Genomic DNA, 22,375 nt, shown 5'->3' on the forward strand with positions numbered 1-22,375 from the left:
GGAGGGGCGGCCCCGGCCGCCGGCCGGGTCAGCGCACCAGGAAGGCCGGTGAGGTGCCGGTGAACGGGGTGACGGCGCCGGCGATGCCGCGCGCGTCGCCGTGGTAGACGATCCGGTAGGCGCCCGGGGCGGTCCCCCGCGGGACGTCCCAGACGACGGTGACCTGGGAGGCGGCGACTCCGTCGCGTCTCCAGTGGAAGCGGGTCGACCAGTCGCCGTCGTCGGCGACGGTGCGCCAGGTCCCGTCCGGCTCCCGGCGCTGGACCTCCAGGTACGTCTCCCCGCGGTGCAGGTCGTTGCCGGGGTGGGCGCCCGCGAAGACCGCCTCGGCCCGTTCCCCGGCCCGGTAGGTCTCCCGAGGCCGCACCAGCACGTCCCCGAACTTCCGGAAGGCCGGTGGCGCGTCCAGCACCACCCCCGGCTGCAGGGAGAGCACCGTGCCGGACAGGTCCGGCGGCTCGGGGCCGAGGGGCAGGTCCGTGCCGTCGCGCAGCGCGGTGGCCAGTTCGGCGGCGGTCTGCTGGAGCGCCGGGAGCTGCCAGCGGCCGAAGAGGGTGCTGCCGCCCTCGTACTGCTGCGCGTCGTACTCCTCGGGCGTGGTCACGTAGTGGAAGTACGCGTTGGCGTACCCGGCCACCAGCACGTCGTCGAGGTCCGCGCCGACGATCCCGGCGACCGTGCGCCGCAGCCGCAGGCCCGCGCAGACGGTGACCTCGCCCGGGATGCCGATGAGGTGGAGGCGGCCGATGCGGACCAGCATCACGGGCACCCGCTCCTGCACCCACGGGTAGAGGCGGTTCACCTCGCCGATGGGCACGAACACGTCCTTGGGCGCCTGCGCCTGCGCGAGCTCCGGGGAGACCGTGTAGACCAGGGAGTCGGAGACGGCGTCCCAGAACGGGTTCTCGCCCTCCTGGAACCCGGGGAAGGCCGGCCCGTCCTCCGTGCTGCCCGCCGCCATGGAGGCGCCGACGCAGGGCTTGGAGGTGCGGTGGGTCCGCCCGTCGCCGGTGAACTCGGGGCGCACGGTGACGTCGGAGAGGTCGACGTACACCAGGCGGGAGTCCACCGGGCCGGTGAGCCCGACGCCCGGCAGGTCCACCTGGGCCGCGGCGGCCTCGTACTGCCGGAGCCCACTCGCGCGGGTGTGCTCGAAGTCCGCCGGTGTGGTGGGCGGCTTCAGATCGAGGTTGGGCGACATGTCGCCGCTGTTGGTCTGGGCGAACGCCGCGACGAAGGCCGGGGAGCCGCCGGACAGGTAGTCGACGTCGTGGACCTCGCGCTCCCAGTGGTAGGCCGCGTACCCCTTGTTGTCCGCGCTGATCAGGCGGTTGTCCCCGGACATGCCGGTACTGTGCACGGGGAACCAGTTGACGGCGCCCACCGTCCGGCCGGCCCGCTCCACCCGCAGCAGCGTGGTGTGCGGGTCGACGGCGTCGGGGAAGTGGTCGCGGTCCGCCTTCGGGTTCCGGTCGAAGGCCGGACGGGAGCGGTTGACGCTGGCGCCGGTCAGCGTGCCGTGGCTCAACACCAGTTCGGACGGCGCCAGGTCCTCGTGGGCCCGCTGCGCGGCTTCGAACAGGCCGGCCGCCACCGCGTCGAAGGTCTTGCGGTGGAAGCCGAACGTGGTGGTGTTGTACAGCAGATGGTGCGAGTAGCCCCCGGGACCGGCGTGGGTGTGGGTGGCGGTGACGAGCACGTTCTGCTCGGTGTACAGCTCGCCGTACGCCTCGGCGAGCCGGCGCAGCACCGCCCGGTGCACGCTCTCGAAGATCATCGGCGAGTCGGCGACGATCAGCATCACCCGCCGGCCGCTCGCCTCGTCGACCACGGCGAACGCGCGCGCCCGCAACCGGGTGTGCAGCCCGGCGGCCTGCTGGTCGAACCGGCCGTACCCCATCATGCCGACCTCGGCCACCTCGCCGGTGGCATCGGACAGACCCCGGCCGACGAGATAACCGGTGCCCCGAGCGGGGGCGGCCGCGGCCGGGCCGGGAGCGGCCACCCGCGCGCCCGTCAGCCCGAGGCCGGTGAGAGCGCCCGCGCGCAGGACCGTACGCCGGCGGTGAACGGAACGTTCCGCGGACATCTGCTGCTCCTCCGGCTCGGTCGCCCCGGTGGTGCACGGACGACGGGCGGGCGCACGCGTGCCGGCGGGACCGCCCGCACGCGCCCCGGGACCTGACGGTTCGTGACGTGAGCAACGTTCAGGTTCTGCGCCGCCATTGGACACCGCACGCCACAGCCGCCGCAAGGGGCGTGCGCCTCGGTCACGGCTTTCGGGCTCCGGCGTCCCAGCCGGTCCGGCCGCACGGGCCCGGACGTCCGCGACCGGTCGCCGCACCGCGAGCCGGCTCCCGTACCCGCCCGGCACATTGACGCTCCCCCTGCCCGGTACTACGGTGCGGAAGCGCTCTCATCCCCCCACCTCCGCCGACCCTCCTGCCCCGTGCGCCGGGCCGGCGCACGATCGCGCCAGGTGACTCCGGGGCAGGAAGGCGTCCCCGACAGGGAGCAGTCCGCCCATGAAGCCCTTCGGAAGACTCCGCCGGTGGCAGCCCGCCGCTGCCCTCGCCCTCGCCCTGTGCGCGCTGCTGCCGCAGACCGCGGTGGCCGGTGACACCGGGAGCGGGGCGGGAACGGCCGCCGCGGCGGACATCTGCAACAGGCACTGCGACGGCCGCGACCCCGCCCTTTCCCCCGGCGACCGCGTGCCCGTCACGGCGACCGTCCACGCACGGTCGGTCGCCCTGCACTTCGACGACACCGACGCGATGGGCTGGGCTTCCCTCGGCAACGGCGGCCCGGGCGACGAGGTCTGGCTCGACCGCTCCTTCGACGGCGGCCGGACCTGGAGTTCGGGGAGCCGGCTCGGCCACACCACCGTGCCCTCGGGGCAACGCGCCTGGCGCACCCTCATGTACAACGTGGACGACTGGGGCGCTCACGGCGTCGGCGCGCTGCGGGCCTGCGGCAAGGCCGGCGACCGCCCCGAGATCGCCTGCACCGCCTGGGCGCGCACCACCTGGAACGCCGGCGACCGGCGCACTGCCGCGGCCACCGGACTGATGACGCTGTACAACCACTCGACGGGCCTGTTCGACACCACCGGCTGGTGGAACTCGGCGAACGCGCTCACGGCCGTCGTCGACAACATCCGCGTGTCGGGCATGGGCAGTTACCGGTACGCCATCGCCCGCACGTACGACCTGAACCTGGGCGCCCAGGGCGGGCAGTTCCGCAACGACTACATCGACGACACCGGCTGGTGGGGGCTGGCCTGGGTGGCCGCCTACGACCTGACCGGCGACCGCCGCTATCTCGCCACCGCGCGCGCGGACGCCGACCACATGGCCTCGTACTGGGACTCCAGGTGCGGCGGCGGGGTGTGGTGGAGCACCGCACGCACCTACAAGAACGCGATCGCCAACTCCCTGTACATCCAGCTCAACGCCGCCCTGCACAACCGGATGCCGGGCGAGAGCACGTACCTGGCCAGGGCGCGGGCCGGCTGGGCCTGGTTCCAGGGCACCGGCATGGTGAACGGCTCACACCTGGTCAACGACGGCATCGACCTGAGCACCTGCCGCAACAACGGCGACACGGTGTGGTCGTACAACCAGGGCGTGCTCCTCGGCGCCCTGACGGAGCTGTACCGGGCGACGGGTGACGGCGCTCTGCTCACCGGCGCACGGCGGATCGCCGACGCCGCCACCACCTCCGCCGGCCTCCACACGGCGGACGGCATCCTGCGCGATCCGTGCGAGAACGGCGACTGCGGAGCGGACGGACCGTCGTTCAAGGGGGCGCACGTACGAGGGCTGGGCCGGCTCAACGCGGTGCTCGCGGACCACCCGTACACCGCCTACCTCCGGCGGCAGGCCGACCGCGCCCACGCGAGCGGTCGCAACGCCCTCGACCAGTACGGGCTGCGCTGGTACGGGCCGCTCGACAGGGTGGACGCGGCGCGCCAGCAGAGCGCCGTCGACCTGTTCAACGCCGCGCCCTGACCGGCGCGTCCGGCAGGCCACCCTCCCCCCGGACCGGCGCCGCAGCGGAGGAAGGGAGGGAGGACGATGTCCGGCGGTCCCGCCCGGCACCGGCGGGACCGGCCCCGTCACCGCAGCGCCGGATGGTCCGGGACCACCGTGCAGGAGCCCGGGGCGATCCCACCCGGGGCCGCATGGTGCCCACCTCTCGCGGCGCCGGGCGGCGTGCTCCTCAGCGGGTGGGACCGGCGGGGGAGCGCGCCAGGTAGCCGGCGAGGGTGCCGCGGGTGCGTCGGAGCTCTTCGATGTGGTCGTCCATGGCCGTCAGCTCCTTCTGGAGGACGGCCCGCAGGTCCGCGCACCAGTCGAACTCCGGCATCTCCTGCACCTCACCCCGGACGCAGGGCAGCACCGAGCGGATCACCTCGGTGGACAGGCCCGCGTCCAGCAACGCGCGCACTCGCCGCACGGTGACGACCGCGTCCTCGTCGTAGTCGCGGTAGCCGTTCCGCTCACGCCTGGCGTCCAGGAGGCCCTGCGCCTCGTAGTACCGCAGCAACCGCGCCCTGACTCCGGTACGCCGGGACAACTCCCCGATCAGCATGGTCCCCGCCCGTCGTGCCTGAGCTTCACGCCTTGACCTTCGCACCGATGTTAAGCCTTAACGTCGCCCCACCGAGCGGGCAGTGCGCACAGGTGCCTGACCGACCACCGAGCGATTCCGGGTGATGCAGGATGACTTTCGTTGTTCAACTCAACGGGCTGGCGGCGACTGCCGAGGAGCTGGCGCCCCTCGCCTTCGCGGGCTACGCCCACTTCACCGCCCTGCAGGTCCGCGACGGCCGGGTCCGGGGCCTCGACCTCCACCTGGAGCGGCTGCGCTCCGCGTCGCTGGAGATGTTCGGGCGGGCGCTGCCCGACGGCCGGGTCCGTTCCTGCCTGCGGACGGCGTTGCGGGCCGGCCCGGGCGACCTCTCGCTGATCGCCACGGTGTACTCCCCGGCAGGCGAGTTCACCGTGGCCGGGCCCGAGGTGGAGCCCCGGCTGCTGGTCCGCACGGGACCGGCGGCGACCGGCCCCGAGGGCCCGCTGTCCCTGGCGGTGGTCGAGCACGAACGGGAACTTCCGGCCGTGAAACACGTCGGCGAGGTGGCCAAGACGTATCGCCTCCGCCAGGCCGTCGAACAGGGGTTTGACGATGCGGCCTTCGTCGACCGGCGGGGCCGGCTGAGCGAGGCCACGATCTGGAACCTGGCCTTCTGGGACGGTGACGGCGTGGTGTGGCCTGCCGCCGAGATGCTGACGGGCACGACGATGGGCGTCATCCGCCGCCGACTCGAACACCTCGGGGTCCCCCAGCGCACCGAGGAGGTCTCCCTCGACGACCTGCCCGCGCTGGCCGGAGCGGTCGTCATGAATTCCTGGACCCCGGGAATCCCGGTACACCGCATCGGACCGGTCCCCCTGCCGGACGCCCCCTTCTTCCTGAAGCAGCTGCACCGGGCTTACGAGGCGGAACCTCCCGTGCCGCTGTGACGGGCGCAGTGCCGGAAGCGATGCCCATGCGCCGGATCGCCCGGGAACGGCCCCCCCACCTGGCGACGGTGGTCCGGCGCCCGTACGCGGGCATCCCCCGTACGGGCGCCGGAGCGCGCAAGTGGCCTGCCTACGGCCGCCGCGGTCGCGGGAGAGGGCAGAAGCGATCACCTCCCTCGACCACAAGGGTTCTCCCGGGGGCGATCTCGGTGAAGCCCGCGTCGTGGACCGTGGGGAGGCCGGCGGTCGTCAGGCCGGGCCAGCGGGAGGCGTCGGCGGTGCGGACGGCGAGGGGGAAGCCCGCGGCGTGCCAGGCCGCGCGAGACTCGTCCGGCAGCTCCCACCAGGCCAGTTGCGCGCCATGGCCCGCCTGGGCCATGGCCTTGCCGGCCGACATGCCGAGGGCGGGGTTCAGCCAGAGGACGGGGGTGCCCGGATCCGCCGGGGGAACCGGGTCCGGGTCGTCGAGGTCGGTCCCGGAGACCTGGAGGCGGGCCAGGTCCCTGGGCCAGCCGTCCAGGGGGACGGGCGGGAAGACGCGGACCTCCGCGGACTCGCCGGTGACCGTGATGCCGGGCAGCGCCTCCGCGCGGCGCCATTCCGCGCCGCGCGCCCGGCGCACCACCTTGCGGATGCGGGCGTCCTGCCAGTCGCGCACCGCCCGCGCCCACTCGCCGCCGCCCACCGAGCGCTCGTCGGTCAGCATCACCAGGACCGCGCGGGCCGCCGTCTCCAGGGCGTCCGTGCGGGGCGGGGGCGCGGCCCGCTCGATGCGGACGACCAGGGGCAGCACGAACTGGGGTGCCTCGTCGTGGGCGCCCGGGCCGGGGCGGGAGGGGCGGTCGGGGGCGGGTGCCGTTCGATCGTTGCTCACGGGATCAGTGTGCCAACCCGCGCGGCCCCGCCGTCAGCCCGAGCAGGACGTGCGCTCGGCCTCCCGCCATTCGCAGACCGGGCACAGGGTGATGCCCTTGTACGACTCCGGGTACTCCGTCGGCTCCCGGCACAGCACGCACCGCGCGTACGGAGGCCCGTCGGCCCTGGGCGGCCGGGACGCGTCGATCAGACAGTAGTCGCCGGAACTCTCGGTGCCGGTGCCGGTGCCGGTGCCGGTGCCGGTTTCGGTGTCGCTCATGCTTCCAGCGTAGGACGCTCAGCCCCGGCCGCCGGCCGCCGAGATCAGCTCGGACACCTTCACGAAGCGGTAGCCCTGGCGGCGCAGCTGCGGGACGATCGTGCGGACGGCGCGTTCCGTCGCCGGGGCCGCGCTGCGGGTGCAGTGCAGGACGACCACCGAACCCGGGCGCACGCCGTCCACCACCTGCCGGGCCACCGCTGCCGCGTCCGTGGCGAACGCGTCGCCGCCGACCACGTCCCACTGCACGGCCGTGACGCCGGTCGGGGCCAGTGCCCTGAGCGCCCGGCGGTCGTAACAGCCGCCGGGGAAGCGGAAGTACGGCATCGGGGCCGGCACCCCGATCTCGCGGAAGGCGGTGTACGCCCGTTCCACGTCCGTACGCATCCGGTCCGCGGAGACGGTCGGCAGGCCGTAGCAGCCGCCGGTGAACGCGTGGTGGCTGTAGGAGTGGTTGGCGACCTCGAAGAGCGGGTCCCGGCCGATGGAGCGGGCCTGGTCCGGGTACTCCTCGGCCCATCGGCCCGTCATGAACACCGTGGCCGGCACGCGCAGCGCGCGCAGGGTGGCGATGAGCCGCGGGTCGTCGAAGCGTTCGCCCGCCGCCGCCCTGGGCCCCTGGTCCGCGGTCATGTCGGCGTCGAAGGTGAGGGCCACCGTCCTGCCGCCGGTGCGCGGGCCGTTGCGGAACACCGGGGTCAGGCCCGAGGGGCCGGGGGCGAGGGTGGGCGGTGACGACGGCGCGGCGGGGGAGGCGGAGGGGGCGGGGCGGGGTGGCTGCGGGGAGGTCCGGGCGGTGGCGCAGGCGGCGAGCACGGCACCCAGCGCGCAGACGGCGACTACACGATGTGTAAGTGTGATCACCGTATGAAGGTAGGGGGTGGTGTGCGGCGGCCGATGCGGTTCGCGCGTCGGCGCGGTGGGGTGTCACCCGGCCGGCGGGACCGCCCCGCGCGGGGCGGCTCAGATGTCGCGCCGCTCCAGCGGCCGTGTCGCCGGGCCCTGGACGACCTTGCCGTCCGTGTCGAAACGGGAGCCGTGGCAGGGGCACTCCCAGGCCCGTTCGGCGGCGTTGAAGTCGACCAGGCAGCCCAGGTGGGTGCAGCGGGCGGAGACGGCGTGCAGGGTGCCGTCCTCGTCGCGGTAGACCGCGAGCCGGCCGCCCTCGGCGCGGACCACGGCGCCCTCGCCCGGCGGCAGCGCCTCCACCGGCGGTGAGGGGCGCAGCCGGTCGCCGACGAAGTGCCTGGCGACCTGCGCCTGGTGCTTGAGGAACGACGGCGCCTCCCGTACGGCGGAGGCGAGTCGGCGCGGGTCGTACAGCGCGCTCCAGGCGCACTCCTCGCCGGTGATCTGCGCGGTGAGCAGCCGGCCGGCCATCATGCCGCCGCTCATGCCCCAGCCGCCGAAGCCGGTGGCCACGTAGGTGTGCCGGGCACCCGGGTGCAGCGGCCCGACCAGCGGCACGGTGTCGGTGGGGTCGTTGTCCTGGGTGGCCCAGGAGTGGGTGAGCTCCACCCCGGGGAAGTTCCGGCGGGCCCAGTCGGAGAGGCGGTCGAAACGGGCCCGGGTGTCGCCGGTGCCCGGCGTGAAGTGCTCACCGGTGATCACGAGCAGGCGCCGGGTGCCGTCCTCCCCGTGGGGGGCCGTGCGCACCGAGCGCGTGTTCTCCTCGGTGGTGATGTACATGCCCCCGGGATCCTGGTCGGCCGGGACCGGACCGGCGACGACCAGCTCGCGGCGCGGGGAGAGACGGGTGAACAGCAGGGCCCGGTCGAAGACCGGGTAGTGGGTGGCGACCACGACGTCGCGGGCCGTCACCGTGGCCCCGGTCGACGTCGACAGACGGCACGGCGAGCCCTCCTCCAGGGTGAGGACGGTGGTGTCCTCGTGCACGCGCCCGCCGCGCGCGATCAGGTCGGCGGCGAGGGCCAGCAGGTACTTGCGCGGATGGAACTGCGCCTGGTCCGCCACCTCGACCGCGCCCGCCACGGGGAACGGCAGCCCGGTCGAGGTCACGAACGAGGCCGGCAGACCCGCCTCCCGCGCGGCCCGCGCCTCCGCGCGCAGCTCCTCGACCCGGCCCGGGCCGCGGACGTAGGTGTACGCGCTGCGGCGCTCCCAGTCGCAGTCGATGCCGAGCTCCGCCACGACGTCGGCCGTGTGCTCGATCGCCTCGGACTGCGAACGCGCGTACAGCCGCGCGCCCTCGCTGCCCCGGGTGCGGCGCAGTTTGTCGTAGACCAGCGTGTGCAGGGCGGTGACCTTGGCGGTGGTGTGTCCGGTGACGCCGGCCGCGATCCGCCCGGCCTCCAGCAGCGCCACGCTCCTGCCGGCCCGGGTCAGTTCGAACGCCGTGCACAGGCCGGCGATGCCCCCGCCGACCACGGCCACGTCGACGTCGAGGTCCTCGGCCAGTGCGGCGTGCCGGCCGGCCGGCGTGGTCTGGAGCCAGTAAGAGCCGCTCACCCGCTGCTTCTCCGTCATGCGGGGCCGAGTACCCCGGTGCGTCGGGTTCACCGTCGAGGTCGCCCCCTTGCGCGGGGGGCGGTCCGGAGCTAACGTACAACCAAATGATTGTAGATGGATCGACCGACGAGACCGTGGACCGGCTGTTCCGCGCCCTGGCCGACGCGACGCGTCGCGACATACTCCGTCGCTGTGCACGGGATGGGCTGTCCGTGTCACGTCTGGCCGCGGCGTACCCGATGAGCTTCGCCGCGGTGCAGAAACACGTCACGGTGCTGGAGCGGGCCGGCCTGGTCGGCAAGGAGCGACGCGGACGGGAGCAGCTCGTGCGCACCGATCCCGACGCGGTGGGACGCGCGCGGCAGGCCCTGGACGAACTGGAGTCGGCCTGGCGGGCCCGGGTGGACCGGATGTCCGGTCTGCTCGCGGACGACGCCGGCCCGCCGAGCGGTCCCGCCGCCCCCGCCCCCGACGAGAACACGAGCAAAGGACCGGACGGATGACTGTCACCAGCGTGGACAAGGACGTCGAGACCCTCACCCTCACCATCGTCGCCGACTTCACCGCCCCGGTGGAGCGGGTGTGGCGGCTGTGGGCCGACCCGCGGCTGCTGGAGCGCTGGTGGGGCCCGCCCGGCTACCCGGCGACCTTCGAGGAGCACGACCTGACGCCCGGCGGCGGCGCGAAGTACCACATGACCGGCCCGGAGGGCGAGAAGTACGGCGGCTGGTGGCGGATCTCCTCGGTCACGCCGCCGGCCGCCCTGGAGTTCACCGACGGCTTCTCCGACCAGGAGGGCGAGCCGAACCCCGGGATGCCGACCACCTCGGTACGGATGACGCTCACCGGGCACGACGGCGGCACGCGGATGGAACTGCGTTCCGCCTTCGACACCCGGGAGCAGATGGAACAGCTGGCCGAGATGGGCATGGTGGAGGGGATGAGCCAGGCCGTCGGCCAGATGGACGCCCTCCTGGCGGGCTGAGACCCGCGCCGGGGCGGCCGGGACGCGGGTGGGACACCCGGCCGGCCCGGCCGCCGGGCGGCTACCCGCGCCAGGGGCCCGTCACGGCGAACGTGGTGCCGGGCGCGTAGCAGTTGACGTACATCGTGCGGCCGTCCGGGGAGAAGGCGACCCCGGCGAACTCGCCCCACTCCGGCTCCTCGGGGGTGCCCGTGTTCTGGCGGTTGCGGGCCACCGCGTAGACCTCGCCGCGCCGGGTGACGCCGAAGACGTGCTGGGCGCCCGCCCCGTCCTCGCACACCATCAGCCCGCCGCCGGGCGCCAGGCAGATGTTGTCCGGCGACTCGCCGGGCAGTCGCACGTCGGTGTCCGGGCCGAAGACGATCACGAGGGTGAGGCGGCGGCGCTCCGGGTCGTACCGCCAGACCTGCCCGTGGTGGTCGCCCGCCGACCCCTCCGCGCCACGGGCGAAGGAGGACACGAAGTACACCGAGCGGCCGCCCCAGTAGCAGCCCTCCAGCTTCTGTGCGTGGGTGATGCCCCGCGGGCCGAAGTCCTGGTGCCGGATCGGGGTCCCGGCGGCCGACGGGTCCGGTACGTCCACCCATTCGACGCCGTCGAAGGACGCCCCCGTCTCCTGGATCGAGGACAGGTCGGGCACCCCCGGCACCCGCATCGCCTGCAGCCGGCCGCCGGCGCGCAGCGAACCGGTGCCGCCCAGCGGCTTCTCGGGCAGGAAGCGGTAGAACAGGCCGAAGGGCCGTTCGAAGGCGTCCTCGGTCTCGTAGACGATCCCCCGCCCGGGGTCCACGGCGACCGCCTCGTGCTGGAAGCGGCCCATCGCGGTCAGCGGTACCGCGCCCGTGCGGCGCGGGTCGGCGCCGTCGACCTCGAAGACGTAGCCATGGTCCCTGGTGTAACCGCTGGTGCCCGCCTTCTCCTCGGTCTCCTCGCAGGTCAGCCAGGTGCCCCAGGGGGTCGGTCCGCCCGCGCAGTTCACGGCCGTACCGGCGATCGCGACGCGTTCCGACAGGACCCGGCCGCGGGAGTCCAGGGTCAGCGCCGTGCAGCCGCCCTTGCCCGCCGGGTCGTAGGTCAGGCCGTCGACCGCCGGGACCGGGATCCGGCCGGTGGCGCGGTTCTCGTGGTTGCGGACCAGGTGGACGCGGCCGTGCCGGCCCGCGAAGGCGGCCATGCCGTCGTGGTTGGAGGGGACCGGCCCCTCGCCGGAGCGCATCGGGTCGCCCTCGCGGGAGAGCACCCGGTAGCGGAAGCCCTCCGGCAGGTCCAGCAGACCGCCGGGATCGGGGACCAGCGGGCCGTGGCCGCGGTGGCCGGGTTCCCGGGCGGCGGCGGTGCCGGTGAAGAGTTCGGAGAGGGCGCCGGTGAAGGCGACGCCGATGCCCACGGCACCGGAACGGGCGAGCAACTGGCGCCGGGTCGCCGGGGATCCGGTGGGGGACTCGGTTTCTGACATGGGGAACCTTCCTGCTGGCGGACAGGAACTGCGACCCGGCCGTGTCTATCACCCGCGGCGGGTCCCGGGAACCACGCGCGTCGCTCGGGTCACGCAGCCCGGGTGCGGCCGCCGGACTCCTCGGGGGCCTCCACGCCCCGGTCCGGGGCCGTCTGCTGGGCGGCCCGCTCCAGGAAGCGCAGCAGCTCCACCGGGAAGGGCAGCACGAGGGTGGAGTTCTTCTCGGCGGCGACCGCCACGATGGTCTGCAGCAGGCGCAGTTGGAGGGCGGAGGGCGTCTCCGCCATCTGCTGGGCGGCTTCGGCCAGCTTCTTCGAGGCCTGGAGTTCGGCGTCGGCGTTGATGACGCGGGCCCGGCGTTCGCGGTCGGCCTCGGCCTGGCGGGCCATGGACCGCTTCATCGTGTCGGGCAGGGAGACGTCCTTGATCTCGACCCGGTCGATCTGCACGCCCCAGCCGACGGCCGGGCTGTCGATCATCAGCTCGAGGCCCTGGTTCAGTTTCTCGCGGTTCGACAGCAGATCGTCGAGGTCGCTCTTGCCGATGATCGACCGCAGCGAGGTCTGCGCCATCTGGGAGACGGCGAACCGGTAGTCCTCGACGTTGATGATCGCCGCCGCCGCGTCGACGACCTTGAAGTACACCACCGCGTCGACCCGCACGGTCACGTTGTCCCGGGTGATGCCCTCCTGGGCCGGCACGGGCATCGTGACGATCTGCAGATTGACCTTCCGCAGCCGGTCCACACCGGGCACGACCAGATTGAATCCGGGCCGGCGCACCTCCCCGTGCAGCCGGCCGAGCCGGAAGACGACCCCGCGCTCGTACTGCTTGACGACCCGCGCCGCCGCGGCGACGTAGGCGGTGCCCGCGGCGCCGGCCGAGACGGCGGCGGTGAGCAGTTCCTCCAGCATGACGGCCTCCCGTCCAGAGGTCCGCTGTGTGCGCTTTCGTCCGCTCCTGCCACGATAGGCCCGCCATCCGGCCCGGGGCCATGCCGCCCGTCCGTGCGACGGGCGGCATGGCCGTGGTCCGGGCCGGTCCCGGCCGGCCGGTGTCCCGGGCTAACCCGCCCTGACGGGGGAGTCCTCCCCGCTCGGGGCGGTCCTCGCGCCCTCGGTGAGCTTCACCGGTGCCGTGTCCGCCGTGCTGTGGCGCTCGGCCCAGCTCGTCAGCGCCGTACGGCAGGCGTGGTCGAGATGATGGACCCCGGACAGATCCAGCTCGACCGGGCGGTCCTGGGGCAGCGCCTCCAGGGTGTCGAGGATCTTCGGCAGTCGCAGGAACGTCGCGTTCCCCGACACGTACACCTGGACCGGTCCCGCGCCCTTGTCTATGACCTCCAGCTTCGCGTGCGAGGCCTCCCAGGCGGTCTTGACGATCGACAGGGCCAGACCGATCAGCACGCCCTCGAACATGTTCACCACGACGATCGACACGGCGGTGACCACCAGGATCAGCGCCTCGCCCCGGTGCCCCCGCCACAGCGCGACGACGCCGCGGAACGGGATCAGCTTCCAGCCCGCGTGGATCAGGATGCCGGCCAGCGCGGGCAGCGGGATCAGCGCCAGGGCGGCCGGCAGCAGCGCGGCGAACAGCAGCAGCCACACGCCGTGCAGCACCCGGGAGGCCTTGGTCCTGGCGCCCGCCTGGACGTTGGCCGAGCTGCGCACGATGACCGCGGTCATCGGCAGCGCGCCGAGGACACCGCAGACCGTGTTGCCCGCGCCCTGCGCCATGAGCTCCTTGTTGTACTCGGTGCGCGGACCGTCGTGCAGCCGGTCCACCGCGGCGGCGCTGAACAGGCTCTCGGCGGAGGCGATCAGGGTGAAGGCGACGATCGTGCCGAGGATGCCGATGCCCGCCAGTTCGCCGAAGGCGTCCGCGCCGGGCGGCTGGATGGCGTCGAACAGGCCCTGCACCTCGACCGTCGCGACGGGCGCGCCGAACGCGAGGGTGACCGCCGTCGCCAGCAGGACCGCCGCGAGCGCGCCCGGGACCGCCCCGGCCGGCCCCGGCATCCGGCGCCACAGCACCATCACCACGACGGTGCCCGCGCCGACCGCGAGCGAGACGAGCGCCTCGGTGCTGCCGGCCGCGTCCGCGGCCGCCCCGGGAAGTCCCAGGATCTTGTCGATGCCGGAGGCGGGCGCCTCCAGCCCGGCCGCCGCGTACAGCTGGCCGGCGATGAGCACGAGACCGATGCCGGCGAGCATGCCCTCGACCACCGAGAGCGATATGGCGCGGAACCAGCGTCCGAGCCGCAGGGCGCCCATGACCAGCTGGAGCACCCCGGTGGCCAGCACGATCACACCGAGCGCGGGCAGTCCGAAGGTGTCCACCGCCTCGAAGACCAGGACGGTCAGCCCGGCGGCCGGACCGGACACCTGGAGGCTGCTGCCCGGCATCAGACCGGTGACCAGGCCGCCCACGATGCCGGTGACCAGGCCCAGTTCGGCCGGGGCACCGGAGGCGACGGCGACGCCCACGCACAGCGGGACGGCCACCAGGAACACGACGAGCGAGGCGGCGAAGTCCTGCCTCAGATGGGGGAACCTGGACACGGCGGTGCTCACAGCGCCTCGAACGTGTCGCTGCCGGTGCGGTGCGCGCGCACCGCACCGGTGTGCACCTCGTAGTACCAGCCGTGCAGCCGGAGCCGGCCGGTGGCCAGCCCCTGCTCCACGCAGGGGTAGGAGCGCAGCCGCAGCAGCTGGGCGAGGACGTGGTGCTGCACCGCCTCGGCGCAGGCCGGGTCCGCCGCGTCGGCCGAGGCCGGCTCGTCGGCGGCGTGCGCCAGCCAGTCGCGCACCGCCGGTACGGCGTCGAGGTCGTCGCCGCGCACCAGCGCGCCGACGGCCCCGCAGTGGGAGTGGCCGCAGACCACGATGTCGCTCACGCCGAGCACCTCCACGGCGTACTCGACGGTGGCGGCTTCGGCGGTGGGACGCTCGGAGGCGTACGGCGGGACGATGTTGCCCGCGGTGCGCAGCTCGAAGAGCTCGCCGGGCCGGGCGCCCGTGATCAGGGCCGGTACGACCCGGGAGTCGGAGCAGGTGATGAACAGGACGTCGGGGGACTGTCCCTCGGCGAGGCGGGCGAACTCCTCAGGGCGCTGTCCGAACGTGCGGGCGTTGTCGATGAGGGGCTGCATCTGGTGTTTCCTCCTGGCGCGCGTGGGGGCGCGTCGGACGGGCATGACAGGGGTCGGTTTCGCGGAGACCTGTGGCCCTTGCTTTACGGACCGTATAAGCGGATGTGAGGACCGCGGGGAATATGAAGAACTGATGTGAAGGTAAAGCGACGGCGGGGGCCGAGGGTGTGGCCGTGGTCGCCCGACCTTGGAACATGCGTCCTTCCGGGCACGGTTCGCGTCCCTTCCGCATGTCAACTCTTGGTCAACGGTTGGTCAAGAAACACATTAACCCCGCAAAGTCCTTTGCGGGGTTAACTCTGGGTCTCGTGCTGGAGAGAGCCCGAAAAGAAGGGTGTGTTGGCGCGAATCAGCCTTTGACCAGGCGGGAGTGGTTCAGGTGTGGGAAACCCGGCTCACGGGGCTTCGGCGAGCCGTCCCGCGTCCCGGGCCAGCGCGGTGAGCCGCGAGATCGCCCGGAAGTACTTCTTGCGGTAGCCGCCCTTCAGCATCTCCTCGCCGAACAACCGGTCGAAGGGCAGTCCCGAGGCGAGGACGGGCACCTCGCGGTCGTAGAGCCGGTCCGCGAGGACGACCAGCCTGAGCGCGGTCGACTGGTCCGGCACCGGCCCCACCCCGGTGAGGCACACCGCGGTGATCCCGTCGGTCAGGGCGCCGTAGCGGCTGGGGTGCACCCTGGCCAGGTGGTCCAGCAGGTCCGGGAAGGAGTCCAGGGAGGCGCCCCGGACGGCGTGCGCCGTCCTGGTCACCACGTCGTCGGAGCGGGGCGGGGGCGCCTCGGGCAGACCGCGGTGGCGGTAGTCCTCGCCGTCGATGCGCAGGGCGCGGAAGTGGGCCGACAGGCCCTGGATCTCGCGCAGGAAGTCCGCCGCCGCGAACCGGCCCTCGCCGAGCCTGCCCGGCAGCGTGTTCGAGGTGGCGGCGAGCGCGACGCCCGCCTCGACCAGCTTGCCGAGCAGGGTGGAGACGAGCACGGTGTCGCCCGGGTCGTCCAGTTCGAACTCGTCGATGCACAGCAGGCGGTGCTCGGAGAGGGTCTTCACCGTCTGCTGGAAGCCGAGGGCGCCGACCAGGTTGGTCAGCTCCACGAAGGTGCCGAACGCCTTGAGCGAGGGCTCGGCCGGGGTGGCGTGCCACAGGGAGGCCAGCAGATGGGTCTTGCCGACGCCGTAGCCGCCGTCGAGGTAGACGCCGCGCGGACCGGCGGGCGCCGGCTTCGGCTTCCTGCCGAAGCCGAACAGCCCCCGCCTGCCCGAGCCGGCGGGCGCCGTCCCGTGGAGGCCCGCCGCGAACCCCTCCAGGACGCGCACGGCCTCGGTCTGGCTCGGCCGGTCCGGGTCCGGTATGTAGGTGTCGAAGCGGACCGCGTCGAACCGCGGCGGCGGCACCATCTCGGCGACGAGCCGGTCCGCGGGTACGCGCGGCTCGCGGGCGCACAGGGACAGCGGGGCCACGTCGGCCGGCGGGCCGGGGCGGGAGGCGGCGGAGGAGGACGACACGGTCCCCCATGCTACGGCCCGTGGAACACTGCACGGCATGCGACGCCTGTTCCCTGTGACCGACGAAACAGCAGCTCCCGCCGGGGAGAGCGAGATCCCGGACGGGTCCGCCCGCGAGTGGAGCCCGGCCGAACTGGCCGCCGCGTACGCCTACCCCGGACCGGGGACGGGCGGCGGCCGGCCGTGGCTGCGGGCCAACATGGTGTCCACCCTGGACGGGGCCGCCCAGCACGGGGGCCGCTCGCAGCCCCTCTCCTGCGCGGCCGACATGCGGATCTTCGGCGTGCTGCGGGCCCTCGCGGACGTGGTGGTCGTCGGCGCGGAGACGGTACGGCGGGAGGGGTACCGTCCGGCCCGCGCGCGCGCCGAGTTCGCGGCGGCGCGGGAGGCCGCCGGGCAGGGGCCGGCGGCCGCGATCGCGGTGGTGACCGCCGGCCTGGAGCTGGACTTCTCCCTGCCGCTGTTCACCTCCCCGGCCGTGCCCACGCTGCTCCTGACCGGGGCCGGGGCCGACCCGGAGCGGGTCGCCGCCGCGGAGCGGGCGGGTGCCCGGGTGGTGACCGCGGGGGACGGGGCCGCGGTGGACCCCGCGCGCGCGGTGCGGGCCCTCGCCGCCCTCGGGCACACCCGGCTGCTGACCGAGGGCGGCCCGCGGCTGCTGGGCGCGATGGTGGCGGCCGGGGTACTGGACGAGCTCTGCCTCACGGTCGCGCCGCTGCTGACCGCCGGTGACGCGCAGCGGATCGCCGGGGGACCGTCGGTGACACTTCCGAGTCGTTTCACGCTGAGGTCGATGTTGGAGGAAGACGGCTTTCTGTTCACGCGGTACCAGCGGAACTGATCCGAATCATTCGGGAGTGTCCGGGAATGTTCAGTAATGCGTCGGTGGTGGCCATCGGTCCGGCGATCGGCGGAGCCCAGCCGTCCACCTGGTGCGACGAGGGGTGAGACTGAATCCGGCGGTACCCGTGCGCATACGGGGCAGGATGGTTTCCGCAGGGGCCTGGCTCGGCCCACGGAGCGCAGGGCCCGCGGGCCCTCCGACGAGAAGGGGCGCCTGGTGTTCACCAGCGTACTGATGATCGAGAAGGCCCTGACCTCCGCCGACGTGGAGTTCGTCACCACCTTGCACGGTGACGAGCCGGTCGCCTTCCATGTGCTGCTCCAGCCGCGCGGCGAACAGGCCGACCGGCTGCTGAGAGCCATCGACGACGTCGCGCTCGGCGAGCTCGACGAGGCCGTCCGCGAGGGCGAGACCCCCGAGGGCGAGGAGGCCAAGAGCGTGGGGGAGCGGGCCCTGGAGGTGTCCCTGCAGGCGCTGCGCGCGACCGGCGACGAGGCCGGCGGCCGGCTCATCGAGGACCATCCCCTGGACGCGCTGAAGGCCATGGTCGAGGAGGTCGGGGCGGACGAGGTGATCGTCCTGACCGATCCGCACTACGTGGAGGAGTTCTTCCACCGGGACTGGGCCTCCCGGGCCCGGCACAAGGTCGGGGTGCCGGTGCTGAAACTCTTCTCCCACAGCAAGGCATAGGCTGGGGCGGCGCCTTCCCGCGAGGGCGCGAAGACCGTCGTCCCGCTCGTCGCACCACCTGGAGAACACGCATGGCACCCGGCCTTCCCCCCGCCATGGACCGACCGCACTTCATCGGCATCGGCGGCGCCGGGATGTCGGGCATCGCCAAGATCCTGGCCCAGCGCGGCGCCCGGGTGGCCGGCAGCGACGCCAAGGACTCCGGGACCGCCGACGCGCTGCGCGCGCTGGGCGCGACCGTGCACATCGGCCACGCCGCCGGGCACCTGGCCGACGACGCCAGCTGTGTCGTCGTCTCCTCCGCGATCCGCGAGGACAACCCCGAACTGGCGCGGGCGGCCGAGCGGGGCGTCCCGGTGGTGCACCGCTCCGACGCACTCGCCGCCCTGATGGACGGCCTGCGGCCGATCGCGGTGGCCGGCACCCACGGCAAGACCACCACCACCTCCATGCTGGCCGTCTCCCTGACCGCCCTGGGCCGCGGGCCGTCGTACGCCATCGGCGGCGACCTGGACGCCCCCGGCTCCAACGCGCTGCACGGCGAGGGCGAGATCTTCGTCGCCGAGGCGGACGAGTCGGACCGCAGCTTCCACAAGTACGCCCCCGAGGTCGCGATCATCCTCAACGTGGAGCTGGACCACCACGCCAACTACGCGTCCATGGAGGAGATCCACGAGTCCTTCGAGACGTTCGTCGGCCGGATCGTCCCCGGCGGCACGCTGGTGATCTCGGCGGACCACGAGGGGGCGCGGGAGCTGACGCGGCGCCTGGACGGCTCGGTGCGGACGGTGACGTACGGCGAGGCGCCCGACGCCGACGTGCGGGTCCTCTCGGTCCTCCCGCAGGGGCTGAAGAGCGAGGTGACCGTCGAACTGGACGGCGCCCCGCTCACCTTCACGGTGTCGGTCCCCGGCCGGCACTACGCGCTCAACGCGGTGGCCGCGCTCGCCGCGGGCGCGGCGCTCGGCGTCCCGGCCGCCGAACTGGCCCCGGCGCTGGCCGCGTACACCGGGGTGAAGCGGCGCCTGCAGCTCAAGGGCGAGGCGGCCGGCGTCCAGGTGATCGACTCCTACGCGCACCACCCGACCGAGATGACCGCCGACCTGGAGGCGATGCGCGCCGCCGCCGGGGACGGACGCATCCTCGTCGTCTTCCAGCCGCACCTGTTCTCCCGGACCCGGGAACTGGGCGCGGAGATGGGCCGGGCGCTGTCCCTGGCCGACGCCTCGGTGGTGCTGGACGTCTACCCGGCCCGCGAGGACCCGCTCCCCGGCATCACCAGCGAGCTGGTCATCGACGCGGCCCGGGCGGCCGGCGCGGACGTGACGGCCCTCCACGACCGGGCGGAGGTCCCCGACGCGGTCGCGGGAATGGCGAAGCCCGGTGATCTGGTTCTGACCATGGGAGCGGGCGACGTCACCGACCTCGGCCCGTGGATCCTGGACCGTCTGTCGAAGTAAGGGGCTGGAAGCTCATGCCGTACGACGTGGAGAAGCCGGACGAGCAGTGGCGCGCGGAACTGTCCCCGTCCGAGTACGCCGTTCTGCGCCGGGCCGGCACGGAACCCGCCTTCACGGGTGAGTACACGGACACCATGACCGAGGGCGTCTACTCCTGCCGTGCCTGCGGCGCCGAACTGTTCACCTCGGACACCAAGTTCGCGTCGCACTGCGGCTGGCCGTCCTTCTACGACCCGAAGGACACCGACGCCGTGGAGCTGGTGGAGGACCGCTCGCACGGCATGGTGCGCACCGAGGTCCGCTGCGCCCGCTGCGGCTCCCACCTCGGGCACGTGTTCGAGGGTGAGGGGTATCCGACGCCCACGGACCAGCGCTACTGCATCAACAGCATCTCGCTGAGGCTGCGGCCGGCCGAGGGCTGATCCGCCCCCGCTGCTCGCCGGCCGAGGTGTTCGCCGTGGACACCGGCCGGCGGGCGCTGCGGACGGCCGGGTTTCCCCTGGCGGAACCGGGGCAGGTGGCGGCGTAGCCCGAGGCCGCTCTGGCCGGGGGCGCGGGGTTCCGGGGTTCTGTCGGAGGTGCCGTCTACACTCGACCGGCGACAGAGCGTGCGACCTCGGTCAGAAACTTCCGCCACCCGAAGGGCAATCGGCGTCTTGATACGGATCGACTCAGTCACGAAGCGGTACCCGGACGGCACGGTGGCGGTCGACCGGCTGTCGCTGGAGATCCCCGACCGCTCGATCACCGTCCTCGTCGGACCCTCGGGCTGCGGCAAGACCACCACCCTCCGCATGATCAACCGCATGGTCGAACCCACCGGGGGAACGATCCTGCTCGACGGCGAGGACATCCAGCGGCAGCCGGTCACCACCCTGCGCCGCTCCATGGGCTATGTCATCCAGAACGCCGGGCTCTTCCAGCACCGCACGATCGTCGACAACATCGCCACCGTCCCCCGCATGCTCGGCTGGGGCAAGCAGCGGGCCCGGGAGCGGGCGGCGGAACTGATGGAGCGGGTGGGGCTGGACACCTCGCTGGCCAAGCGGTACCCGTACCAGCTCTCCGGCGGCCAGCAGCAGCGCGTCGGGGTGGCGCGGGCGCTCGCCGCGGACCCGCCGGTGCTGCTGATGGACGAGCCGTTCTCGGCCGTCGACCCCGTGGTGCGCAAGGGGCTGCAGGACGAACTCCTGCGCATCCAGGACGAACTGGGCAAGACCATTGTCTTCGTCACCCACGACATCGACGAGGCGATCAAACTCGGCACCATGGTCGCCGTCCTGCGCGAGGGCGGCCGGCTGGCCCAGTACGCGCCGCCCGCCGAGCTGCTGTCCGCCCCCGCGGACGACTTCGTCGAGGACTTCCTCGGCGCCGACCGGGGCATCCGGCGGCTGTCCTTCTTCGCCTCCGCCGCGCTGGAGCTCACCACCGACGCCGTGGTCCCGGCCGACGCCCCCGCGGAACGGATCGCCGCCGTGCGGGCCCCGCACCTCCTCGTGACCGACCCCGACGGCCGCCCGCTCGGCTGGGCCGAACGCGACGGGCTCACCGCCGGGGACCTCGGCACGGACCGGCTGCTGCCCTACGGGCGCCCGTTCGTGCCCGGCACCGACTCCCTCCGCGTCGCCCTCGACTGCGCCGTGCTCTCGCCCACCGGCTGGGCGGTCGCCGTGGACGACGGCGGCCGGGTGACCGGCGTCGTCTCCCAGCAGAGCATCGGCGAGGCGATCCGCGCCGCCCACACCGGGAGCCGGGCGCACCGGGCCGGGGCCGGGGTCGCCAAGTGAACGGTTTCTTCGACATCCCGAGCGACCTCCAGCACAGCTGGTCCGGTCTCGTCGGACTGCACCTGCGGGAGTCCCTGCTGCCGGTGGCCGCCGGACTGCTGCTCGCCCTGCCGCTGGCCCAGCTGTGCGTGCGCTTCCGCTGGCTGTACCCGCCCGTGCTCGGCCTGACGACCGTCCTGTACGCCATCCCTTCGCTGGCGTTCTTCGTCGTCCTCATCGACTACACCGGCCAGACCGAACTCACCGTGATGATCCCGCTGGCCGTCTACAGCCTGGTGGTGCTGGTCCCGGCGATCGTCGACGGCGTGCGCTCGGTGCCCCAGGAGACCCTGGCCGCGGCCACCGCCATGGGCTTCGGCCCCGTACGCCGCTATCTGCAGGTGCAGTTGCCGATCGCCGCGCCCGCCCTCATCGCCGGGCTCAGGGTGGCCACCGTCTCCGGCATCTCCCTGGTCAGCGTCGGCGCCCTGATCGGCAACCAGGGCGCCCTGGGCAACCTGCTGGCGGCCGCCCAGAAGTACGACCGGCCCGAACTCGCGGTGAACGCCGTGATCACGATGGCCGCCCTGGCGATCGTGTGCGACGCCGCGCTGGTCCTGCTGCGGGTGCTGCTGACCCCGTGGATGCCGCGCGGCGCACGGCCGAAGGCCGCCGCGCGGCGGGAACCGCTCACGGCCCGGGGAGCGGCCCGGTGAACGTCCTGGACTTCGTCAACGCCTTCTTCGGCGACAGCGCCCACTGGCACGGCTACGACGGCATCCCGCAGCGCTTCTGGGAGCACGTCCAGTACTCGCTGCTGGCCCTCGCCGTCGCCGCCGCGATCGGCCTGCCCGTCGGCCTGCTGACCGGCCACACCGGACGCGGCGGGAACGCGCTCGCCCTCATCGCCAACGCCGCCCGCGCGCTGCCCAGTTTCGGCCTGCTGGTGCTGGCCGTGCTCCTGATCGGCTTCGGCCTGCTGCCCGTGATGATCCCGCTGGTCGTCCTGGCCGTCCCGCCGATCCTGGTCACCACCTACGAGGCCGTCCGCTCCGTCGACCCCTCCCCGGTGGACGCCGCGCGGGGCATGGGCATGCGGGAGTCGCGGATCCTGTTCCAGGTCGAACTGCCGGTCGCCCTCCCGCTGGTCCTGAGCGGCCTGCGGTCGGCCGCCGTCCAGATCGTCTCCACGGCCACCATCGCCGCCTACGTCAGCCTCGGCGGCCTCGGCCGCTACATCGTCGACGGGCTCTACCAGCGCGACTACGAGAAGGTGGTGGGCGGCGCCACGCTGGTGGCCGTCCTGGCGCTGCTGACCCTCGCCCTGTTCTGGGCGGCGGGACGGCTCGCGGTGTCGCCCGGGGTGCGCAGGCGCTGACGCCCCGCGCTCCT

General features: G+C 73.5%; 22 protein-coding genes. 11 read left to right on the forward strand and 11 right to left on the reverse strand.

What is annotated here, in order from left to right:
- Positions 1-28: 28 nt before the first annotated feature.
- Positions 29-2,089 carry a neutral/alkaline ceramidase gene (locus ACF07S_RS16720; RefSeq protein WP_391974466.1) on the reverse strand — a complete coding sequence of 687 codons (2,061 nt, stop codon included), beginning with the start codon at positions 2,087-2,089 and terminating at the stop codon, positions 29-31.
- 436 nt (positions 2,090-2,525) lie between these two features.
- Here ACF07S_RS16720 and ACF07S_RS16725 point away from each other — a divergent pair, with 436 nt between their 5' ends.
- Positions 2,526-4,010: a glycoside hydrolase family 76 protein gene (locus ACF07S_RS16725; RefSeq protein WP_391964836.1), complete on the forward strand. Its 1,485-nt coding sequence runs from the start codon at positions 2,526-2,528 to the stop codon at positions 4,008-4,010.
- Positions 4,011-4,221: 211 nt separating this feature from the next.
- Here the strand turns inward: ACF07S_RS16725 and ACF07S_RS16730 are convergent, their stop codons facing one another.
- Positions 4,222-4,593: a MerR family transcriptional regulator gene (locus tag ACF07S_RS16730; protein ID WP_391974467.1), complete on the reverse strand. Its 372-nt coding sequence runs from the start codon at positions 4,591-4,593 to the stop codon at positions 4,222-4,224.
- A 131-nt stretch (positions 4,594-4,724) separates the two neighbouring features.
- Here ACF07S_RS16730 and ACF07S_RS16735 point away from each other — a divergent pair, with 131 nt between their 5' ends.
- Positions 4,725-5,525 carry an aminotransferase class IV family protein gene (locus ACF07S_RS16735; protein ID WP_391974468.1) on the forward strand — a complete coding sequence of 267 codons (801 nt, stop codon included), beginning with the start codon at positions 4,725-4,727 and terminating at the stop codon, positions 5,523-5,525.
- Positions 5,526-5,655: 130 nt separating this feature from the next.
- Here the strand turns inward: ACF07S_RS16735 and ACF07S_RS16740 are convergent, their stop codons facing one another.
- From ACF07S_RS16740 to ACF07S_RS16755, 4 genes are all read right to left on the reverse strand, one after another.
- Positions 5,656-6,399 (reverse strand): peptidyl-tRNA hydrolase, encoded by a 744-nt coding sequence (locus ACF07S_RS16740; RefSeq protein WP_391974469.1) that lies wholly within the window; start codon positions 6,397-6,399, stop codon positions 5,656-5,658.
- A gap of 33 nt (positions 6,400-6,432) precedes the next feature.
- Positions 6,433-6,660: a hypothetical protein gene (locus tag ACF07S_RS16745; RefSeq protein WP_391974470.1), complete on the reverse strand. Its 228-nt coding sequence runs from the start codon at positions 6,658-6,660 to the stop codon at positions 6,433-6,435.
- A gap of 18 nt (positions 6,661-6,678) precedes the next feature.
- Positions 6,679-7,524 carry a polysaccharide deacetylase family protein gene (locus tag ACF07S_RS16750; RefSeq protein WP_391974471.1) on the reverse strand — a complete coding sequence of 282 codons (846 nt, stop codon included), beginning with the start codon at positions 7,522-7,524 and terminating at the stop codon, positions 6,679-6,681.
- Between the two features lie 99 nt (positions 7,525-7,623).
- The gene (locus tag ACF07S_RS16755; protein WP_391974472.1) at positions 7,624-9,147 is read right to left on the reverse strand and encodes an FAD-dependent oxidoreductase; all 1,524 of its coding nucleotides are present in this window, start codon (positions 9,145-9,147) and stop codon (positions 7,624-7,626) included.
- Positions 9,148-9,233: 86 nt separating this feature from the next.
- Between ACF07S_RS16755 and ACF07S_RS16760 the strand changes: the two genes are divergently transcribed.
- Complete coding sequence (locus ACF07S_RS16760) at positions 9,234-9,632, forward strand: ArsR/SmtB family transcription factor (protein ID WP_391964843.1); 399 nt, start codon at positions 9,234-9,236, stop codon at positions 9,630-9,632.
- The gene (locus ACF07S_RS16765; protein ID WP_391964844.1) at positions 9,629-10,114 is read left to right on the forward strand and encodes an SRPBCC domain-containing protein; all 486 of its coding nucleotides are present in this window, start codon (positions 9,629-9,631) and stop codon (positions 10,112-10,114) included. The genes ACF07S_RS16760 and ACF07S_RS16765 overlap by 4 nt, the downstream gene beginning before the upstream one ends.
- Before the next feature lie 61 nt (positions 10,115-10,175).
- Here the strand turns inward: ACF07S_RS16765 and ACF07S_RS16770 are convergent, their stop codons facing one another.
- The 5 genes from ACF07S_RS16770 to zapE form a co-directional block, all read right to left on the reverse strand.
- Positions 10,176-11,570 (reverse strand): alkaline phosphatase PhoX, encoded by a 1,395-nt coding sequence (locus ACF07S_RS16770; RefSeq protein ID WP_391964845.1) that lies wholly within the window; start codon positions 11,568-11,570, stop codon positions 10,176-10,178.
- Between the two features lie 89 nt (positions 11,571-11,659).
- Entirely contained in the window at positions 11,660-12,484 is an 825-nt protein-coding gene (locus tag ACF07S_RS16775; protein ID WP_391964846.1) for a slipin family protein, read from the reverse strand.
- Between the two features lie 150 nt (positions 12,485-12,634).
- Complete coding sequence (locus ACF07S_RS16780; protein WP_391964847.1) at positions 12,635-14,146, reverse strand: SulP family inorganic anion transporter; 1,512 nt, start codon at positions 14,144-14,146, stop codon at positions 12,635-12,637.
- Positions 14,143-14,724, reverse strand: coding sequence for a carbonic anhydrase (locus ACF07S_RS16785; protein ID WP_391964848.1), 582 nt, complete (start codon positions 14,722-14,724; stop codon positions 14,143-14,145). Before ACF07S_RS16785 ends, ACF07S_RS16780 begins: the two co-directional genes overlap by 4 nt.
- 395 nt (positions 14,725-15,119) lie before the next feature.
- Positions 15,120-16,223 carry a cell division protein ZapE gene (gene zapE, locus ACF07S_RS16790; RefSeq protein ID WP_391974473.1) on the reverse strand — a complete coding sequence of 368 codons (1,104 nt, stop codon included), beginning with the start codon at positions 16,221-16,223 and terminating at the stop codon, positions 15,120-15,122.
- Between the two features lie 37 nt (positions 16,224-16,260).
- On the opposite strand from zapE, the gene ACF07S_RS16795 reads away from it, so the two are divergent.
- The 7 genes from ACF07S_RS16795 (at position 16,261) to ACF07S_RS16825 (ending at position 22,361) form a co-directional block, all read left to right on the forward strand.
- Complete coding sequence (locus tag ACF07S_RS16795; protein ID WP_391964850.1) at positions 16,261-17,064, forward strand: pyrimidine reductase family protein; 804 nt, start codon at positions 16,261-16,263, stop codon at positions 17,062-17,064.
- Between the two features lie 219 nt (positions 17,065-17,283).
- Positions 17,284-17,757: an indole-3-glycerol phosphate synthase gene (locus ACF07S_RS16800; protein ID WP_391964851.1), complete on the forward strand. Its 474-nt coding sequence runs from the start codon at positions 17,284-17,286 to the stop codon at positions 17,755-17,757.
- A gap of 71 nt (positions 17,758-17,828) precedes the next feature.
- The gene (gene murC / locus ACF07S_RS16805; RefSeq protein WP_391964852.1) at positions 17,829-19,217 is read left to right on the forward strand and encodes a UDP-N-acetylmuramate--L-alanine ligase; all 1,389 of its coding nucleotides are present in this window, start codon (positions 17,829-17,831) and stop codon (positions 19,215-19,217) included.
- 14 nt (positions 19,218-19,231) lie between these two features.
- Positions 19,232-19,639: a peptide-methionine (R)-S-oxide reductase MsrB gene (msrB, locus tag ACF07S_RS16810; RefSeq protein WP_391964853.1), complete on the forward strand. Its 408-nt coding sequence runs from the start codon at positions 19,232-19,234 to the stop codon at positions 19,637-19,639.
- 234 nt (positions 19,640-19,873) lie between these two features.
- A complete protein-coding gene (locus ACF07S_RS16815; protein ID WP_391974474.1) occupies positions 19,874-21,004 on the forward strand; it encodes an ABC transporter ATP-binding protein in 1,131 nt (376 codons plus the stop codon).
- A complete protein-coding gene (locus ACF07S_RS16820) occupies positions 21,001-21,699 on the forward strand; it encodes an ABC transporter permease (protein ID WP_391964855.1) in 699 nt (232 codons plus the stop codon). The genes ACF07S_RS16815 and ACF07S_RS16820 overlap by 4 nt, the downstream gene beginning before the upstream one ends.
- Complete coding sequence (locus ACF07S_RS16825) at positions 21,696-22,361, forward strand: ABC transporter permease (protein ID WP_391964856.1); 666 nt, start codon at positions 21,696-21,698, stop codon at positions 22,359-22,361. The genes ACF07S_RS16820 and ACF07S_RS16825 overlap by 4 nt, the downstream gene beginning before the upstream one ends.
- The last annotated feature ends 14 nt before the right edge of the window (positions 22,362-22,375 follow it).

The organism is Streptomyces sp. NPDC016640 (assembly GCF_043076215.1).
In the GTDB taxonomy this organism is placed as follows: domain Bacteria; phylum Actinomycetota; class Actinomycetes; order Streptomycetales; family Streptomycetaceae; genus Streptomyces.